Origin of the sequence: Pseudomonas koreensis (assembly GCF_012986595.1) — a bacterium.
GTDB classification, from domain to species: Bacteria; Pseudomonadota; Gammaproteobacteria; order Pseudomonadales; family Pseudomonadaceae; genus Aquipseudomonas; species Aquipseudomonas koreensis.
Window position 1 is genome coordinate 604878 of the sequence record NZ_JAAQYM010000005.1, and the last position, 17624, is coordinate 622501.

At 61.4% G+C, this 17624-nt stretch carries 17 protein-coding genes; 11 read left to right on the plus strand and 6 right to left on the minus strand.

Annotation, left to right across the window (positions count from 1 at the left end; all coding sequences use genetic code 11):
• The first annotated feature begins 44 nt into the window (after positions 1-44).
• Together HBN98_RS18530 and HBN98_RS18535 are read left to right on the plus strand one after the other, a co-directional pair.
• On the plus strand, positions 45-515 hold the full coding sequence (locus tag HBN98_RS18530; RefSeq protein ID WP_064585804.1) for an A24 family peptidase: 471 nt from the start codon (positions 45-47) through the stop codon (positions 513-515).
• A gap of 118 nt (positions 516-633) precedes the next feature.
• Complete coding sequence (locus tag HBN98_RS18535; RefSeq protein WP_083367121.1) at positions 634-1419, plus strand: response regulator transcription factor; 786 nt, start codon at positions 634-636, stop codon at positions 1417-1419.
• A gap of 61 nt (positions 1420-1480) precedes the next feature.
• Here the strand turns inward: HBN98_RS18535 and HBN98_RS18540 are convergent, their stop codons facing one another.
• The 3 genes from HBN98_RS18540 to HBN98_RS18550 form a co-directional block, all read right to left on the minus strand.
• The gene (locus tag HBN98_RS18540; RefSeq protein WP_025111740.1) at positions 1481-1888 is read right to left on the minus strand and encodes a response regulator; all 408 of its coding nucleotides are present in this window, start codon (positions 1886-1888) and stop codon (positions 1481-1483) included.
• A 66-nt stretch (positions 1889-1954) separates the two neighbouring features.
• Entirely contained in the window at positions 1955-2167 is a 213-nt protein-coding gene (locus HBN98_RS18545) for a Flp family type IVb pilin (RefSeq protein WP_083367120.1), read from the minus strand.
• A 120-nt stretch (positions 2168-2287) separates the two neighbouring features.
• On the minus strand, positions 2288-2503 hold the full coding sequence (locus HBN98_RS18550) for a Flp family type IVb pilin (RefSeq protein WP_373292946.1): 216 nt from the start codon (positions 2501-2503) through the stop codon (positions 2288-2290).
• Positions 2504-2833: 330 nt separating this feature from the next.
• Between HBN98_RS18550 and cpaB the strand changes: the two genes are divergently transcribed.
• The 9 genes from cpaB to HBN98_RS18595 all read left to right on the plus strand — a co-directional run bounded on the left by cpaB (position 2834) and on the right by HBN98_RS18595 (position 12899).
• Positions 2834-3766 (plus strand): Flp pilus assembly protein CpaB, encoded by a 933-nt coding sequence (gene cpaB / locus HBN98_RS18555; protein ID WP_083367119.1) that lies wholly within the window; start codon positions 2834-2836, stop codon positions 3764-3766.
• 20 nt (positions 3767-3786) lie between these two features.
• Positions 3787-5010 (plus strand): type II and III secretion system protein family protein, encoded by a 1224-nt coding sequence (locus HBN98_RS18560; RefSeq protein ID WP_083367118.1) that lies wholly within the window; start codon positions 3787-3789, stop codon positions 5008-5010.
• Positions 5007-6197 (plus strand): CpaE/TadZ family protein, encoded by a 1191-nt coding sequence (locus tag HBN98_RS18565; RefSeq protein ID WP_083367117.1) that lies wholly within the window; start codon positions 5007-5009, stop codon positions 6195-6197. Before HBN98_RS18560 ends, HBN98_RS18565 begins: the two co-directional genes overlap by 4 nt.
• Positions 6194-7462: a TadA family conjugal transfer-associated ATPase gene (locus tag HBN98_RS18570; RefSeq protein WP_064585811.1), complete on the plus strand. Its 1269-nt coding sequence runs from the start codon at positions 6194-6196 to the stop codon at positions 7460-7462. Before HBN98_RS18565 ends, HBN98_RS18570 begins: the two co-directional genes overlap by 4 nt.
• An 18-nt stretch (positions 7463-7480) precedes the next feature.
• Positions 7481-8365 (plus strand): type II secretion system F family protein, encoded by an 885-nt coding sequence (locus HBN98_RS18575; protein ID WP_083367116.1) that lies wholly within the window; start codon positions 7481-7483, stop codon positions 8363-8365.
• Position 8366: 1 nt separating this feature from the next.
• A complete protein-coding gene (locus HBN98_RS18580; protein WP_083367115.1) occupies positions 8367-9251 on the plus strand; it encodes a type II secretion system F family protein in 885 nt (294 codons plus the stop codon).
• Positions 9252-9274: 23 nt separating this feature from the next.
• Complete coding sequence (locus tag HBN98_RS18585) at positions 9275-9997, plus strand: tetratricopeptide repeat protein (protein WP_083367114.1); 723 nt, start codon at positions 9275-9277, stop codon at positions 9995-9997.
• Positions 9998-10014: 17 nt separating this feature from the next.
• Positions 10015-10287, plus strand: coding sequence for a DUF3613 domain-containing protein (locus HBN98_RS18590; protein WP_083367113.1), 273 nt, complete (start codon positions 10015-10017; stop codon positions 10285-10287).
• A gap of 212 nt (positions 10288-10499) precedes the next feature.
• Positions 10500-12899, plus strand: coding sequence for an autotransporter family protein (locus HBN98_RS18595; RefSeq protein WP_083367112.1), 2400 nt, complete (start codon positions 10500-10502; stop codon positions 12897-12899).
• A gap of 144 nt (positions 12900-13043) precedes the next feature.
• On the opposite strand, the gene HBN98_RS18600 is transcribed toward HBN98_RS18595, so the two are convergent.
• The 3 genes from HBN98_RS18600 to HBN98_RS18610 form a co-directional block, all read right to left on the minus strand.
• Complete coding sequence (locus HBN98_RS18600) at positions 13044-14714, minus strand: ShlB/FhaC/HecB family hemolysin secretion/activation protein (RefSeq protein WP_083367111.1); 1671 nt, start codon at positions 14712-14714, stop codon at positions 13044-13046.
• A 135-nt stretch (positions 14715-14849) separates the two neighbouring features.
• Positions 14850-16466 carry a collagen-like triple helix repeat-containing protein gene (locus HBN98_RS18605; protein WP_083367110.1) on the minus strand — a complete coding sequence of 539 codons (1617 nt, stop codon included), beginning with the start codon at positions 16464-16466 and terminating at the stop codon, positions 14850-14852.
• Between the two features lie 303 nt (positions 16467-16769).
• Complete coding sequence (locus tag HBN98_RS18610; RefSeq protein WP_083367109.1) at positions 16770-17624, minus strand: MaoC family dehydratase; 855 nt, start codon at positions 17622-17624, stop codon at positions 16770-16772.

Genomic DNA, 17624 nt, shown 5'->3' on the forward strand with positions numbered 1-17624 from the left:
ATCAGCATAGAATCATTCAGCAAAATCGGACGGGATTTAACCGGATGCAGAGTTTCGTTCTCCTGATCTGGCTGGCGGTGTGCGCCGCCCAGGATGCCCGGCAACGGCGTATCTCCAATGGACTGACGTTCGGTGCCGCAGCGTTGGCGCTGATCTATCTGTGGGCGACCGGCACCACCTGGCTCGGCGCTGATGCGCAGCAGGGACTGTGGGCGGGCGTGATTGCTTTGGCGCTGACCCTGCCGGGGTATTTCATGGGACGCATGGGCGCAGCTGATGTGAAATTAATGACAGCCATGGGCCTTGCGACGAACGGCGTCTTCATTCTTTGCGCATTTATCGGCGCGGGTGTCGCCAGCTTGCTCTGGCTGCTGATCGCGCCAAGAGTCTGGCTTCATATGCGTCAAGGGCTTAGAGAACATCTTCGGTATATGGAGCCTGTGGCGTCAAAAAAGCTGCCATTTGCTCCGTTCGTGCTGGCAGGGGTTTTGGCATCGATTCATTGGATCCATTAGTCGCCAGGTGCCACTAGTCCTATGTACATAGTCGGAAAGTGCGTCTACTTTCAAATGAGGTCGTTACACCGCCAAAGTGCAGAAAAAGTCAGCTTTGGCCCGAGCAATGGAGTGGTTCGTGAACAAGCTTACGTCTGCGGTAAAAGTGCTCGTGGTTGATGATCAACCCTTGATCGTCGAAGAGTTGTGCGAGTTTCTCGAAAGCAGCGGCTACCGCTGTGTGCCGTGTGAATCCAGTCAGCAGGCCATCGAGCGTTTCAGTGAAGACGCGGAAATCGGCCTGGTGCTGAGCGACTTGCATATGCCGGACATGGATGGCATCCAGTTGGTGCAGGAACTGCAACGTATCAGCGGCAAACACCGCGTGTTCGAAGCGATCATGCTCACCGGCCGCGCCGATAAACAGGACGTGATCAAGGCATTGCGTGCGGGGATCGCCGACTACTATCAGAAGCCGATCGAGCTGAATGAACTGCTCGAAGGGGTCAAACGCCAGGAAGCGGCGCTGCAAGAGCGGCACAAGAATGTGCAGTTGGGCCACCTGAACCAGAAGCTGCAATTTCTTTCCGAGTCCATCGACGATCTCTACCAGGACCTGGACAAAGTCCGGCGTAATCCGACGGCGGTGGTCAGTGACATGCTCGGCGGCGATGGCGCCGAGGCGGAGCAGGAGATGCCGGCGATCTTCAATCAGTTGTCACCACGGCAACTGGATGTGGCGCGTCTGGTGGGCAAAGGGCAGACCAATTACCAGATCGCCTGCGAATTGGGCATCACTGAAAACACCGTGAAGTTGTACGTCTCGCAGGTGTTGCGCCTGACCCACATGCACAACCGCACCCAGTTGGCCTTGGCGTTGTCCCCCAGTGCTTCGGCCGCCCGTCAGCGTGTGACCGCACACTGATCGCGATTGCCTGCCCTTCGTGGGCAGGCAGTCAATTCTGCCAAAAACACCTCACCTGAAATCAGCCGGCTTGCGTCTTCGGTTTGGGGAACAGATTGTCCAGAGTTTCCAGCAGGCGCACGTGGTAGATCGGCTTGCGAAACAGGTCCAGTACCTGCAGGCGCAGCATGTCGCTGACGTCTTCCATGTCGGCGTGTCCGGACGTGACGATCACCGGCAGATGCTGGCGTGAAGTGTGCTCGCGCAGGCGTTTGATCAGCGACATGCCGGACTCCTCCGGCATGCGCAGATCGGTGATCACCAGGGCGATATCCGGATGGCGGGTGAGGTGGTGCAGGGCGAGTTTCACTGACGTCGCCGTGTGGCAGACAAAGCCCTCGCCTTCCAGTAATTCGGCCAACTCAAGCAACGCGTCCTCTTCATCGTCAACCAGAAGCAACTGTTGGCGGGGTAATGAGGAAGCAGTCATGGGCAGTCCCTGAAAAGCTGAAAGTGAGATCGAGTGTAGCGCGACATTCGCCGGACACGACTCATATCAGGGCGTCTGCACCGGAGCTGTTTGCGCAGTGCCGCCCAGGGATACCAGGACGTTGTTGAAAATTGCGAATATTTTCGCGCCCAGCGGGGTAATGAACACCACGACGACGACCGCCACCATCGCCACCACAATGGCGTATTCGATGGCGGATGCGGCCTCTGTGCTTGCCAGAAACGACTTCAGGCGCAATATCAGGTATTCAAGGATCATTGACATTCTCCTTCGTAACGGCGAGTGATCGGACTTGTGAAATCCGATGGTTGGCAGTGCCTGAGCGCTGCTGTTTTTCAGCAGGGACCCGGGCACTGAGAAGAGGGGAAAGGGTTTTGATCAAGGCGTGGTTCTGACCTGTGCCGTGCCTCCGAGTTTGGTCAGCACCAGGTTGAAAATAGCCAGCACCTTGTCGCCGATGGGCGTCACAAACACCACGACAACGACCGCCACCATTGCCACCACGATCGCGTATTCAATGGCAGACGCACCTTCTTCGCTTCTGCACAGCAGCCTGGCCCTGGCCAGTAGATAGTCGATGATCATCCGAAACATACGTCCACTCCTTTGCGCCTCTGGCGCCGATCCAACAGCGGCATGCTTTCACCGTGCTATCAAAGCATTGTCAACAAACCCCCGGTCAACAACTGTAAGAACGGATTAATCACAAAGGATTAACCGGAACGTTAGTCGAGCCAATCCCTACAGTTAATTGGCCACGACTCATACTTTAGTGAGTTATTTTCCTGTCAGTAATGGCGTTTTGTCTCGGATCAGCTAGCTTGGAAATAGCGAAATAGTTGCATGTTCATAGCTGCCTGATCGCGAAAAATTCTCTCATCAGGAAGTACAGGCTGTCGGTGCAGCAGGAAAGGGAGAGCCGTCATGAACAGTCGCGTCACCATGGGTCTTGCAGCTGTACTGCTGCTGGGGGCAATTTTCGTCGGTTACTGGGGCCTGGTCCTCAGTCGGCAGCCAGCTCCCGTTGCCCAGGCACCTGCCGCTCCGGCAGTCGTTGTGGAAAAAACCGTCGCCGCCGCCGAAGACCAGACTCGTCAGCCGGTGGTCGTGCTGTTGCACGATGTCCCGCCTTTCACGCCTCTCACGGCTGCCGATGTGGCGGTGGAGAAACTGCGCAGTGCGCCAGCCGGAAGCCTTGCCAGTGTCGATCAAGCGGTGGGTCGCACCCCGTGGCGGCACCTGAGCGCAGGCACTTGGCTCAACGATGAAAGCTTTCAGGCCGGTGGCTCACTGGCGCGGATGATCCACAGTGATGAGCGCGCGCTCACCGTGGCGGTGGATGAAGTGATCGGCGCCGCAGGGCAACTGATCCCCGGCGACTACGTTGATGTGCTGCTCTACTTGCGTCAGGACGCGAGCAATCTGCAGCAGTCGGCGCAGATCGTCGTGCCGGCGATGCGCGTGCTCGGCGTCGGTGAACAATACGGCCTGACCAACGACGGCCAGCCCGCCAATCCGGCCCTGAGCGCCGACGACAAACTCAAACAGGATCAACGCCGGATCGCCGCACGCACCGTGGTGCTGGCGGTGCCTGAGCAATTGCTGAGCCGGATGATGCTCGCCACCCAGGTCGGTACGTTGCGCCTGGCCGTGCGCAGCAGCGAGGAGCAGCGCCTGGCGAAATACTGGGCCGGTGAAAAGCAGTCGCCGGCGCACGTGGATAACGCCAACAGCCAACTCTTTCAATTCACCCAGCTGGCCTTGGGTGCCGCGCCGAAAGCGCCGGCCGCTGGCGGCCATGCGCGCACGCCGATGGAAGTGATCCGCGGCAATCAGGTTTCCCAACAAGCCCCATGACTGAGCAAGGATCCATGTGCATGCAGAGTCGATTCAGGCCGCTATTAAAACCTGTAGTCCGGGCCTTGATACTGATGGGACTGTCGATGAACGCGGCCATCGCGGCCACGGGCAATTGCTCGGCACTCGGCCGTATGCCACCGGTGATCGAGATCGGCGAAGGCTTCCAGCAGGATATCCAGTCGCCCGTGGCAATCACTCGTGTGGCCATCGGCGACCCGAAAATCGCCGATGTGCATGACACCGGCAGCGCCTCGTTTTTACTGACCGGGGTGGCCCCCGGCGCTACCAGCCTGATGGTCTGGACGTCGTGCTCCAGCGAGCCGCGCCAGAGCATGGTGTTCGTGCAGGGCAGTGCCACCGCCGCATTGACCAGCGCCAGCCGCATGCCTTCCGACGATCCGAGCCTGCCCTCGCAGGTGCAGACCGATATTCGCTTCGTCGAAGTCAGCCGCACCAAACTCAAGGAAGCCACGGCCTCGCTGATTGGCGTGCGCGGTAACTTTCTGTTTGGCTCACCGAACACGCTGCCCAACGTCGACGGAGTGCCGACGCCGAAGCTGCCGGTGAATAACGGTCAGTTCAACTTCTCGTGGATCGGCGGCAAGACCATGGCGATCATCAACGCGCTGGAGGGCAGTGGCTTCGCCTACACCCTGGCGCGGCCAAGCCTGGTCGCGCTGAGCGGGCAGAGTGCGAGCTTCCTCGCCGGGGGGGAAATTCCGATTCCGGTGCCCAGCTCCGGCAGTGACACGGTGACCATCGAATACAAGGAGTTTGGCATCCGCCTGACCCTGACCCCGACCGTGATCGACCGCAATCGCGTGGCGCTGAAGGTCGCCCCGGAAGTCAGCGAGCTGGATTACGCCAATGCCATCAACATCGGCGGCACCCCGGTGCCGGCCCTGACCGTACGCCGGACCGATACCAGCGTATCGCTGGCCGACGGCGAAAGCTTCGTCATCAGTGGCTTGATCAGCACCACCAACAATTCGCAGGTGAACAAGTTTCCGGGGCTGGGCGACATCCCGGTGATCGGCGCGTTTTTCCGTGATTCGCAGATCAAGCGCGAAGAGCGCGAGCTGCTGATGATCGTCACCCCGCACTTGGTGCAGCCACTGGCGGCGGATGCGCAACTGCCGTCACTGCCGGGAGAAAAACTGCGCAACTACGACCCGAATTTCTACCGCATGTTCTTCCTTGAGAACGGTAACTTCGACAAGCGCAGCGGGTTGTCCCAATGAACCAGAACCTGAGCCAGACCTTCCTGGCGATCACCCGCAACAGTACTGATCTGGAGTGGCTGCAGGGCGCGCTCGCACCGCTGGGCCAGGTGGTCAGCGCCGGGGCCGGCAGCCTGGACGAGTTGCTGGCGCTGGTCGACGTCACCTTCGCCAGCCTGGTGTTCGTCGGCCTCGACCGCGACCATGTGGTGGCGCAGAGCGCGTTGATCGAAGGCGCACTGGAAGCCAAGCCGATGCTCGCCATCGTTGCCCTCGGCGATGGCATGGACAACCAACTGGTGCTCAATGCCATGCGCGCCGGTGCCCGGGATTTCGTAGCGTACGGTTCGCGCGCCAGTGAAGTCGCCGGGCTGGTCCGCCGCCTGAACAAGCGCTTGCCACCGGTGGCCGCCAATACCCAGCTCGGTGGCCTTACGGTGTTATACGGCACCCAGAGCAATTCCGATGGCGCACTGTTGGCCAATCACATGGCGCAGGTGGTGCAAAAGAGCGGGCAGCAAACCCTGCTGCTGGATCTGGGCCTGCCCCGGGGCGACAGTCTGGCGCTGCTTGGGCTCGAGAGTTCGTTTCACTTCGGCGATGCCTTGCGCCATTTGCGCCGGCTTGACGCCACCCTGATCGACAGTGCCTTCACCAGCACTGAAGCGGGCCTGCGGATTCTGGCCTACGCCAACCACGACGAGCCGCTGGAAAGCACCAGCGCCGCCGAGCTGTACATGCTGCTCAGCGCGTTGCGCCAACATTTCCAGCACATCGTCGTGAACCTCACTGGGCAGTCCGACAGCGAAGCCTTGCGCACGTTTGTCAGCCATTGCGACAAGCTGATCTGGTACACCGATCAGAACGTGCTCAACTGCCGCCGCAACCTTGCCGTGCTCAACCTGTGGCGCGAGAAAGGCATGAAGCTCGACCACGCACGCTTGCTGGTGGACGGCTATCTGGGCAGCGTCGCCCCGGATGCCGAAACCCTCGGCAAGACCTTCAACCTGGAAGTGATCGCGGTGTTGGCGGCCAACGCCGAAGTGCGCCTCAATGCCAAGAACCAGGGCGTCAGCCTGTTCGAACTGGCCCCGCGGGAAAAACTCACGCAGAGCCTGCGCACGCTCGGCGAACGCCTGGCCAAACGCTCCGAAGGTCTGGCCAAGCCCAAGGTCACCTGGTTCGGCCGCTTGCGAGGCACCCCATGAGCGCGGAAAAGCTGTTCGGCGCGGTGCAGCATGGCGCGGTCGGTAATACCGATCACGAAGGCCTGAAGCTGGTCCTGCACCGTTACATCATCGACGCCATCGAAGAGTCGGGAAAAAACCTGCTGGAAGGCTCGCGTCAGTTGCTGGCGCAGTTTGTCACCGACAAGGTCGCCGAATACATCGCCCGTTTGCACCTGGCGATTTCCCGTTATGAGATGGAGCGTCTGGCCGAGGAAATCGTCGATGAACTCACCGGCTTCGGTCCGCTGGAAGTGCTGTTGCGCGATCCATCGGTGACCGAGATTCTGGTCAACGGCCCACACCGGGTATTCATCGAGCGCGACGGTGTGCTGCATCAAAGCGACCTGCGCTTTATCGATGCGCATCACGTCGAGCGGGTCATGCAACGGATTCTCGCGCCGCTCGGACGCCGCCTCGATGAGTCTTCGCCGATGGTCGATGCACGCCTGCCGGACGGCAGTCGGGTCAACGCGATCATCCCGCCGATTGCCCTCGACGGCCCATGCCTGTCGATCCGCAAGTTTCGCAAGGACATGCTCAAGAGCAGCGATCTGATGGCGATGCAGACCATCGATCTGGCGATTTTCGAATTTCTCCAGGAGGCAGTAGGCAAGCGCTGCAACGTGCTGATCAGTGGCGGCACCGGCACCGGCAAGACCACGTTGCTGAACATTCTCAGTCAATTGATCAACCCGCACGAACGTCTGGTGACCATCGAAGACGTCGCCGAATTGCAGCTCGGCCACCCGCACGTGGTGCGTCTGGAAACCCGTCCGCCGAATGCCGAGGGCCACGGTGAGGTGAAGGCCAGTGACTTGATCCGCAACGCCCTGCGCATGCGTCCCGACCGGATCATTCTCGGCGAGATTCGTGGCGTCGAAGTGGTCGATGTGCTGACCGCGATGAACACCGGCCACGACGGCTCGATGAGCACCGTGCACGCCAACAATGCGCAGGATGCGCTGCTGCGTCTGGAGACGCTGGTGGGCCTGACCGGACGCTCGATCGCCGAGCGCACCTTGCGCCAGATGATCTGTGCCGCCCTCGACGTGATCATCCAGCTGACCCGCATGCCCGACGGTCGGCGCTGCGTCAGCGAAGTGGTGGAAGTGGTCGGCATTCGTGAAGACGTCTACGTTACCAACACCCTGTTTCGCCTTGATCGGCGCACCGGTTTCGGCTTCCTGCGCGAAGCGGTCAATCCGGCCGGCGACAAGTTGCGGCACGAGACGAACCTGGGCTGACAGCATGGGACGCACATCATGATCGGACCGGCCATTCTTATCCTGCTTTGTCTGATCCTGCTCGGGCTGTCGATCTGGTTGTTCCTGCACGGCATCCACAAGACCAGCAACGAACGGGTGCTCAACCGCCTCGCGGCGGGGCAGCCACAACTGGCGGCCGAGAAACCGGCCTGGGTCGGGCTTGAGCGGATGTTCCTGCGCGCCGGCCTCGGGCGCCCCACCGAGCGTTTCGGCCTGTGGCTGACGTTGTGGGGCGTGGCCATCGTCCTCGGTTATCTGCTGGCGAGCTGGGTCGGGCTGCTGGCGATGCTGCTGGCGCCGCCGCTGATCTTGCGCCTGTACATTGCCTGGCTGTACCACCGCCGGATCAAACGCATGATCGAGCAGTTGCCGCAATTGCTCGACTACACCGTGCGCAGCCTCAAGTCCGGACGCACCCTGAGCGACGCGGTCATGGGCGGTATCGAGACAAGTGACGATCCACTGAAAAAAGCCATGGGCCGGGTACAGCGCAACGTGCAACTGGGGGTCAATCTGCCGGACGCGGTCAGCGACTTTGCCGAGCTTTATGAGCAGGATGAGTTGCGCATGTTCGCCCTCGGCCTGAAGGTCAACCATCGCTACGGCGGTAATGCCAGCGAGTTGCTGGAGAACCTGATCAAGCTGATCCGCGAGCGTGACCAGGGCGCCCGGCAACTGCGCGCGCTCACCGGCGAGACGCGCATGACCGCCTGGGTGCTGGGCTCGCTGCCGGTGATCCTGGTGAGCTATTTCATGCTGACCAACCCCGGCTACATGCTCGGCATGTGGCACGACTCCGGTGGGCAGACCATGTTGATCATCGCCGTGGTGTTGCAAGTCACCGGCTGCCTGGCGCTGTGGCGCATGTTGCGGAGTGTTTGACATGGTCTATCTCGCCGCCCTGATGCTGTTGCTCGGTGCCCTGTTGCTGGTGGTCAACCACCTGCTGACCGAGCGGCGCCGCGTGCGCCAGGTCAACCAACGGTTGCAGGGCCATCTGGTGCGCGAAAACCGTTTCGGCAACTGGCTGCGCGCGTTGGGCGGCAGCAAGTTCGGCCAGCGTTCGGTGAGCATCGACAGCGAAACCCAGACCTTGCTCAGCCGCCTCGGCTGGCGCCGCGCCAGTGAGCGCTCGCTGTTCGCTGCCTGCCAGATCGGCACGCCACTGCTGGCTTTGGGACTGGCAATCTTTCTGCAGGAAGTGTTTTTTCCGCACGCCGGCAACCGCTGGATCGTGCCGATGCTCGCCACCGGTGCCGGTTACCTGCTGCCCAAGCGGCTGCTGGCGTACGCAGCGGGGCGTCGGCAGAAAATCATCGCGGTGGAGATTTCCACGTTCATCCCGTTGCTGCGCATCCTCTTCGAGTCCGGCATGGCGGTCGAACAAGCGTTGCGCGTGCTCAGTACCGAAGGGCAAAAATTGCTGCCGGAACTGACCCGCGAACTGCGCCTGATTCTGGCCCGGGTCGACTCGGGACTTGAGCTGGGGCAGGAACTGAACAAGGCCTCGGTGATGCTCGCAGTCGATGAATTCACCGACACCTGCGTGATCCTGCAACAGCTGATTCAGCAGGGCGGCGGGGCGATGAAATCGTTGCTGGCACTCAAGCAGTTGCTCGATGACCGCCGCCTGACCCGGCTGCAGGAATACATTTCGAAGATGTCCGCGAAGATGTCGGTGGTGATGATGCTGTTTCTGTTTCCTGCCTTGCTGATCGTACTGGCCGGCCCGGGGTTCACGGCGATTACCCGGGCGTTTGCCAACTGACGTTGGCTCATGGAGAGCGTTTGATGAAAGCACTGATTGTCGTGGCAAGTCTGTTGATGCTCGGTGGTTGCGCCACCGACGGTCAGGCGCCGTGGTCGGCGATGCTGGCGCCGACCAGTTGCAGCAAGCTCGATTCCGAGCAGGAACTGGCCCTGAACCTGGCGGACGATCTGGCCAACGATGGCAAGCTGCACGCCAGTCTGGCCAACCTGCAAAGCCTGCCCGACAACCTGGCCGAAGTGCGTCTGCGCAAGGCCAAGGTTTATCGCTTGCTCGGGCGCAATGAGGCCGAGCCGCTGTATCGCGGGCTGCTCGGCACTTGCCTCACGGCCGACGCCGAACATGGCCTGGGTCAGCTCTACGCGGCCCGGGGCGACAACGGCCAGGCCCAGGCGCACTTGCAGCGGGCGGTGCGCCTGGCGCCGACCAACGACAAGATCCGCAACGACCTGGGCGTGGTTTACCTCAACCAGTTGCGCCTTGAAGACGCGCGCTTCGAATTCCTCACCGCCATCGAACTCAAGCAGAACGATCAACTGGCGCCGCTGAATCTGGTGACGTTGTTGCTGTACCAGAACAACTGGCAGCAAGCCGCCGAAATCGTCAGCCGCGCGCACCTGACGCCGGAGCAGTTCTCCGAAGCCCAGAGCCGCGCGGAAAAACTCAAGGCACCGGCCAAGGCTCCGGCAGCGGCCGGCAATCAGGTGGCGGTGGTGGCTGACCCACAACCGTCGACGATCAAGTGACACTCGGGGAGATCACCATGAACACTTTGCACCGTGTGTGCTGCCTGACCCTGCTCAGCCTGCCGCTCGCGGCCCAGGCGATCGACGCTGGCCCGGCCTCGGCGCAACAACAGGAAACCGAAGGCTGGCTGGTGCTGCAAAGCCGCAATAAGGCAGCTTCGCCAAACCCGCAAACCGCCACGGCGACAGAACGCGAACTGGCCATGCAGCGCTGGCTGAAGAAATACAAATACGAGATTCCGGATCTCTACGATCCGGATGCCGGTGGCAAGATCGAGACCAAAAATTAGGCCGATTGCCCACGCTTGATCGCTCGCGTCTGTTGGGGATGGTTGACTTTAAAATTGACGCCATCGCTTTGACTTTTTGATGGTATCAAAATGATGGCTCGTGTACATTCCCCGCGCCCAGACCAGACGATTCTGGCGGGACGGTAGGGATGCCAGCACCATGTCATTAACCCTGCTGAAACTGTTACTCATGTTTTGGAAGGGAATCTCGCGTGAATATCGTTTGCCTGCGTCGCTCTGTCCTGGCGCTCTCCATCGCCGCCGCAACTTTGCACACCGCCACTGCTGGCGCCGCCGGCGCGAACCTGAATCACGACCTGAGCGGTGGTCCGCTGACCAGTAATCTGCAGAACTGGGGGCTGATCACTCTGAGCGGTAACGGCAACATCGCTCCCGTCTCGCAGTTGAGCTCGACCTACGGCGCACAACTCGCCGGCGTGACGGCGGATCAGTTGCGCAACACCGGCGATATCCGGATTGACGGTGCAAAATTCGGCAACGGTATCAGTTTGGGAACAGCCGGTATGGTGTCGACCAAAATTGCCGGCGCGCTGATCAACGAAGGCGCTATTTCGGTTCACGGCCTGGCCGACGCCGGCACCTCCAGCGGTATTTCCGATCTCGGCAGCACCTTGGGCGGTTCGCTGGCCAACAGTGGCAGCATCGACGTCAGCGGCCAGAGCGCCAGCGGCCTGATGCTGGTGCATACCGGCATGACCGGACTGAGCAACCGGGGCACCATCACCGCCAGCGGTACCGATGCGCTGGGCGTGTTGCTCGATGGCACCACGATGAGCCTGTCGGTCAGCAACATGGGAACGATTCGTGCGACCGGTGCCAACGCCGAAGCGCTGGTGTTCGAGGGCGCCAAATTCACCCGGCCGGTGGGCTCCAATGGCATTGCCCTGTTCAACAACGGCACCATCTCCGGCGAAGACATTGGCGTTCACGTCAGCGGCCAGGCCAGTAACGCACTACCCTTTGGAATCTATCAGCAGTTCGGTCTGATCGAGGGCGGCAAGGCGGCGATCCAGGTCGATGACGGCGTGAGTTACTTCAGCTTCTACGGCGGCACCGTCCGGGGTGACCTGCTGGGCCTGTCCGGGGTGAAGGTCGACGGTGATGCGATCTTTGACGGTTCGACCATCCGTTCCGGTTACGTCACCATCGAAGAGGGCACGCTGACCCTGATGAAGCCACACACCACATTCATCGGCGACTTCGACATGGAGGAGTCGAACTCGGTGCTGGAGATGTACCTGGGCAACGACACCAACCCAGCGCTGCCCGTGTTGAAAGTCACCGGCACCACCGATATTGCCCCGGGCGCGCAGCTGCATCTGCTGGCACGTTCCAGTGATTTTCGCGTGAGCCCCGGCGGTACGCGTTACACCCTGATCAGCTCAGGCAATCTGATTGGCGGCAACAACCTGACGGTGACCTCGTCCTCGGCGTTGCTGGATGTGAAGAGCTTCGGCGTTGACGGCAACGACATCACCAGCGTGGTGACAACCAAGTCGAGCGAGGTGTTGGCCGAAAACACCCTGGCCGTCGGCGGCAGCACCAACGCGGCGGTGGCGGTGGGTCGCGTGTCGGGCCTGATGTCGCAGCTGGATGAGCAGGATCCGGTGTATCAGGCATTCGCCAACGCCAGCACCGATGCGCAACTCGCGCGCTTGTCCGAGTCCCTCAGCCCGGATGTCAGCCGCGGCGTATTGCATGCCACGACCAACAGCCAGACGCTGGTGTCGGGGGTGATCAACGAGCGCTCCAGCCGCGCGCGCAACGGCGATTCGGCGACTGACAAGGGTGTCTGGCTGCAGTCCCTGAGCAGCGATGCCAACCAGGACGAGCGCCGCGGCGTTGCCGGTTATGACGCCGACAGCCACGGGGTCGCGGTCGGTGCCGATGGTCAGTTGAACGCTGATACGACCCTGGGTCTGGCCTACAGCTACCTCGACAGCGACGTGAAGTCCGATCTGGGCAACAAGACCAAAGTCACCGGGCATGCGCTGACGCTGTACAGCAACTGGGTGCATGACAACTGGTTCGTTGACGCTTCGCTGATGTACGGCTGGAACGACAACGCGTCCAAACGCTACATCGCCGGCACCCAGGCCAAGGCTGACTACGACAGCGATGTGTTCGGGGTCAGCGCACTGGCCGGTTACAGTCTGCGCCTGATGCCTGACGTGGTGCTCGAGCCACAAGTCGGCGCGCGTTACGCCAATGTGGGGATGGATGCCTATCGCGAAAAAGGCAGTTCGGCGTCATTGACCGTCGGCAGTCAGCGCTATGAGGTTGGCGAGATGGGCGTCGGTGCACGTCTGGCAGCGGCGTTCGCGGTCGGCACTGGCAGCCTGGAACCTGAAGCAAAAGTCATGGCCTGGCACGACTTCGTTGGCGACAAGGTCGCTACCCAATCGTCGTTTGTGCTGGGCGGCGATTCATTCACCAGCCGTGGTACGACGCCGGTGCGTGACAGCTATGAGCTGGGGCTGGGCGCCAACTATCGCATGGGCGCGTGGAGCGTCGGTGGCTCCTACAACTACGTGACGGCCAGCGGTTTTGATTCCGACGGTTTCACCGCGAAGGTGCGTTACGCGTTCTGATACACGCCACGTAAAACCTGTGGGAGCGAGCCTGCTCGCGAAGAGGGCGTGTCAGTCGACCAAACGGTTGGCTGATCCACGACTTTCGCGAGCAGGCTCGCTCCTACACTGTTTTGCCTCAGGCTGAAAATGTGATTCCGGCCCTTAAAGCTGATAGCTGAAGCTGATGCTGTAGCGTGCCCGTCGATTGAGCGTATCCAGTGCTTCATCCGACATCGGCTTGGCGGCCTCCAACGCAATGTTGTAGTACTTGGCATCGCCAAAACGCAGCCCCACCGCCGCCGACGACAGGTCGTTGCTCTGCACCTGCAGTTTGTTGAACCAGGTTTTCGAACGGTCCAGCACCACGTACGGCTGCAGGATGCGCACCCAGTTGCCGTCGCGGTTGAAGCTGTAGTTGACCTCGTAAGCCGCGCCCCAGCCTTTGTCGCCCGACGCTTGATCGTCCGGATAGCCACGGCCGAAATTCTGCCCGCCGAACACCGCGCGCTCGCTGTCAGGCAGGGTGTCATCACTCCAGTACAGCGCTGCCGAGAGCACGCCTTGCCAGTTGTCGAAGAACTTGTCGCTCTGCACCCCGGAGAGGCGCAGGCGCAGGAAGTTCAGGTCCAGGGCCGGGTTGTTGGAGTGCGCGCCCATGCTGTCCAGACCCTGATACAGGCCACCGCTGAGAATCCGCAATTGCCGGGCATCGGCCTTGCGCCAGTCGCCTTCGAACGCGAGGGCGCGTACGTCAGTCCGTTCCTCGATGCTGATCGGGTAGCCGACCACGTTGTAACGGGTGGTGCTATCGACCGCATACAGCCGCGCACCGGCATTCAGTAGCTCGTTGGACGCCGCAATGAACGGGTGGCTGACGCCGATGGAGTAACGGTCGTCTTCCTTGTGCGGCTTGAGTTCGAAGCCATCGCTGGTGAACAGGCTGGTGCCTGGGTCGGCACGGTAGCGTGAGGCAAACAGACTCAATTGGGTGCCTTCGCTGTTGAGGAACTGGTTGTAGTCCAGCCGGTAGTAATGCTCATGATCGTCCCCTGGCGGAAACAGACCGCTGAGGGTCAATTGCTCGCCCATGGATGTCTGGGAGTTGCTGCTGACACCCAGCAGTGCCTGGGTGCCATTGCGATTGTCTTCTGTGGTGCTCAGGGTGCTGGTGAACGGTTTACGACTGGCTTGGGCGACCAGTGTCGTGGCACCGTCGGTGGTGCCGGGCGGAGGCACTTGGGCTTGCACCGTCACTCCGGGAATGCGGGTCATCAGCGTGGTATAGCGCTCGAAGGTCTTGCGGGTCAGCGGCCGTTCAGCCTGGATTTTCGCTGCCAGCTTGTCGAGCAGGCCTTTGACCCGGCCAACGTCGCCCTGCATCTGGATATCCCTGACGTAGCCTTCCACCAACACCACCCGGGCTACCCCGTCGTCGAACTTTTGTTGAGGCAAGAACGCGTAGGACAGCAGATAACCGTCCTGTTGGTAGCGGCGGGTGATGTTGCGGGTGGCTTCTATCAGGTCGGCGAGGCTGGTCTGGTGACCGATCAGGGGTTTGTAGTTCTCGGCCAGTTCGCTGAGTGGATAGATCGTCCCGCCTTCAATCTGCACCGTCTTCAGGGTGATTCTGGTTTCCATCATCAGCGGCTGGGCATTGGCCGCGCCGGGTTCTGGCACTTGCACCGGGGTGGTGGCCGGGCGGTAGGCATCGGCCGGCAGGTTCGGCACGGGCAGGTTGCGGATGGTTTCGTTGCTGTTGAGAAAGCTGGGAAGGGTGTCGGCGAGGGCGGCGGAACTGATACTGAGGAACAGCAGGGATGCCATTACGCGCATAGGACACTCCATGGTCAGATCACAGCGCTGGATATAATTTTTTCCTAAGAAAAAAGCGGAAGACTCGTGGGAATCTTCCGCCCTCAACCAAGCGTAGGCGCTGTAGGTGAGGCCGTCGAATCGGCCAGGTGCAATTTAGCGTTTGTTACCTCCAAGAGCGCCGGTCAGGCCACCGAGTACACCGCCCAGGCCACCGGTTGCGGTGCCTCCGGTGGCGGTGCCGCCGTTGACCAAGCCACCGACTGCGCTGACTGTGGAACCGACGTTGGTGACCAGTCCACCGACCGCCGTAGTGACCGGGTTGTTAGCGGCGGCGATGGTTGCGCCCACATTGCTTACCGCTCCGCCGACCTGGCCGGTGAGACCGGCGACCGGTGCGGCCAGGCCTGTCGCGGCGCCGACTTGTTGGGTCACACTGGTGGCTGCACTGGTGACTGGATTAAGCGCTGCGCCCACCGTGGCGCCCACGGTCGCCAGCGGCGAAGTGGTGGCCGTGATCGGTGTGCCCGAACCGCCGAGTACGGTGTTGAGCGAGGCAATGGTATTGCCCACTCCGCCGGCCGTGACGCCACCGGCACTGACCACGCCGTTGGTGTTGCCGGCGTTCAGACCGGCACCGACGTTGACCACGGCGCCGCCGACGGTTTGCAGCAAGCCAGTACCGCCCAGACCGCCACCGAGACCGCCGCCCAAGCCTCCACCGGAGGTGGTGCCGTTGTCGACCAGCCCGCCGGCTTTGCCAACGGTGGTGCCGACGTTGGTCAGCGCGCCGCCAACGGTGTTGGTCAAGGCGTTGCCGCCGCCAGCACCGGTTACTTGACCGCCCACGCCTTTGACGGCGCTACCGACCTGGCCGAGTACGCCATTGAGCGGAGCGCCAAGTCCGGTCGCATCGCCGACTTTGCCAGTAGTGCTCTCAACCATTGCAATCACGGGGACCAGGCCGTTGCCGACAGTTTTGGTCACCTGACCGAGTGGACCGGTCGTAGTGGCCACGCTCAGGGTATCGCCAAGCATGGTGACTTTTTCGCCGACGCCATCAAGCACCGGTGCAACTTTGGTGACTACGCCGCCGACTACCGGAATGCTACCGGTGGCGGTCGCCAGTTTGCTGCTCAGGTCGGAGACGCCGGTGCCCACATCCGACACCACGCCACCCGCTGCTGACGCAGTGACGCCCAGGCCGTTGTCAACGGTGCCCAGTTTGCCGATGCCGTTGGCCACGCCGTCACCCAATGTGGTGACCACATTGCCGGCAGTGTTGGCCGCGCTTTGCACGACGCCACCGACCACCGGAACGGTGCTCAGCGAATCGCCGATCTGGCCGACACCATCGCCAACCCCAGCGACGGTTTTGCCGACATCCTGTACCAGGGTCGTGGTCACCAGCGGTGTGGTGGTCGGGTTGGTCGGATTGGTTGGATCCGTAGGGTTGGTCGGGTTCGTCGGATTAGTTGGGTTGGTTGGATTGGTCGTGCCGGTACCGCCAGTACCACCCGTGCCACCGGTACCCCCTGTGCCACCGGTACCCCCTGTGCCAGCGGTATCGGTGCCGCCAGTGCCGCCAGTGCCGCCAGTGCCACTAGTACCGCCTGTACCACTAGTGCCGCCAGTGCCCGACGTCGCGCTGTCTGGCGAAGAGCTGCCGGAGCTGCTGTGATGGCCGCCACCGCCGCTGCTGCAGCCAGCGAGGCCAAGGGAGAGGATCAATGCCAGAGCTGTTGCCGATTTGCACCACACTTGAGTTTTCATGATTGAGATTCCTTGCACCTGTAACAACATTCGTCGTTTTCGATGGCTCACCGATCTGTCGCCGGGGATGCCTCGTCCGTGGTGTCAATCTCAATCGCGCCGCAGGTTTCGACCATTCTCAAGTTGGTATTAACGCCTTTATATATAGGGCGCAGCGCAGTGCCTAAGCACTAATACCCAGGATATAGAGGCGCAAAAAAAGGCCTTGAAAATCAAGGCCTGGAATTTTTCAGCGTGCGGTGGCGGGTGCAGGAAAACTTAAGTGATATATACACAATTTACAGGCTTGCCCCAGGGGTTGCGTCAGGCAACCGGTTGCCATTGCCCGACCATGTGTTCGAGGTCACCGGCACCGATCAGGCGCAATTCGCCGCTCGACCCCGCCGCACTCGCCAGCAACGAAACCTCACTGGGCAAGCGCACCGGTTTGCGAAAGTGCACGGCAATTTCAAGGTTGGCCTTGGGTAAATGATCGGCCAGTGCGGCGAGGGTTCGCGCCTTGTTCCACAAGCCGTGAGCAATGGCCGTGGGAAAACCGAACAGCTTGGCGCTGGCAGCGCTCAGGTGAATCGGGTTGTAGTCGCCCGACACCTTGGCGTATTGCCGTCCGATGTCGACCGGCGCCTTCCACTGCGCCACCTGGGTCAAGACCTGCGAAGGTTCCCAATGTTGTTCAGCCGGCTCGCCATCGAGTTTCACGCCGCGACAGAGCATCTGGCTTTCGGCTTCCCACAGCGGCCCGAGTTGATCATCGAGGGTGGTCAACACCTCGAAGGTCGCGCCTTTGGGATGCGGCTGCAGGTTGTGCACACGGACACTGACTTGCGCGCGACTGATCCCGCCCATCGGGCGCAATACGCGGATGCGGTTGCTCAGGTGAATCAGCCCCAGCAGCGGGAACGGAAACTCTTTCGCCGTGAGCAATTGCATCTGCAGGGCAAACGCGAGGATGTGTGGATAAGTCGGCGGCAACAGGCCGTCATCGGCAAAGCCGCAAACCTTGCGATAGGCCGCCAGTTTCTGCCCGTCGACATCGACCCAGCAGCGCAAACCGCTGTCGGGCAGACGCGTGCCGGTGATCTTGCGCCGGGTCGCGGCCCGCGCATACAGGCCGGGCAGGCTCGGTTCGCGGTCGAGGGTGTGCCATTCAATGCTCAT

Bases quoted from the DNA above. Each gene is read 5' to 3' on its own strand.
- HBN98_RS18560 (WP_083367118.1), top strand. From the start codon at position 3,787: ATGCAGAGTCGATTCAGGCCGCTATTAAAACCTGTAGTCCGGGCCTTG.
- HBN98_RS18550 (WP_373292946.1), bottom strand. From the start codon at position 2,503: ATGTTTCGGATGATCATCGACTATCTACTGGCCAGGGCCAGGCTGCTG.
- HBN98_RS18530 (WP_064585804.1), top strand. From the start codon at position 45: ATGCAGAGTTTCGTTCTCCTGATCTGGCTGGCGGTGTGCGCCGCCCAG.
- HBN98_RS18605 (WP_083367110.1), bottom strand. From the start codon at position 16,466: ATGAAAACTCAAGTGTGGTGCAAATCGGCAACAGCTCTGGCATTGATC.
- HBN98_RS18575 (WP_083367116.1), top strand. From the start codon at position 7,481: ATGATCGGACCGGCCATTCTTATCCTGCTTTGTCTGATCCTGCTCGGG.
- HBN98_RS18585 (WP_083367114.1), top strand. From the start codon at position 9,275: ATGAAAGCACTGATTGTCGTGGCAAGTCTGTTGATGCTCGGTGGTTGC.
- HBN98_RS18590 (WP_083367113.1), top strand. From the start codon at position 10,015: ATGAACACTTTGCACCGTGTGTGCTGCCTGACCCTGCTCAGCCTGCCG.
- HBN98_RS18545 (WP_083367120.1), bottom strand. From the start codon at position 2,167: ATGATCCTTGAATACCTGATATTGCGCCTGAAGTCGTTTCTGGCAAGC.
- HBN98_RS18580 (WP_083367115.1), top strand. From the start codon at position 8,367: ATGGTCTATCTCGCCGCCCTGATGCTGTTGCTCGGTGCCCTGTTGCTG.
- HBN98_RS18565 (WP_083367117.1), top strand. From the start codon at position 5,007: ATGAACCAGAACCTGAGCCAGACCTTCCTGGCGATCACCCGCAACAGT.
- HBN98_RS18600 (WP_083367111.1), bottom strand. From the start codon at position 14,714: ATGCGCGTAATGGCATCCCTGCTGTTCCTCAGTATCAGTTCCGCCGCC.
- cpaB (WP_083367119.1), top strand. From the start codon at position 2,834: ATGAACAGTCGCGTCACCATGGGTCTTGCAGCTGTACTGCTGCTGGGG.
- HBN98_RS18540 (WP_025111740.1), bottom strand. From the start codon at position 1,888: ATGACTGCTTCCTCATTACCCCGCCAACAGTTGCTTCTGGTTGACGAT.
- HBN98_RS18610 (WP_083367109.1), bottom strand. From the start codon at position 17,624: ATGAGCATTGAATGGCACACCCTCGACCGCGAACCGAGCCTGCCCGGC.
- HBN98_RS18570 (WP_064585811.1), top strand. From the start codon at position 6,194: ATGAGCGCGGAAAAGCTGTTCGGCGCGGTGCAGCATGGCGCGGTCGGT.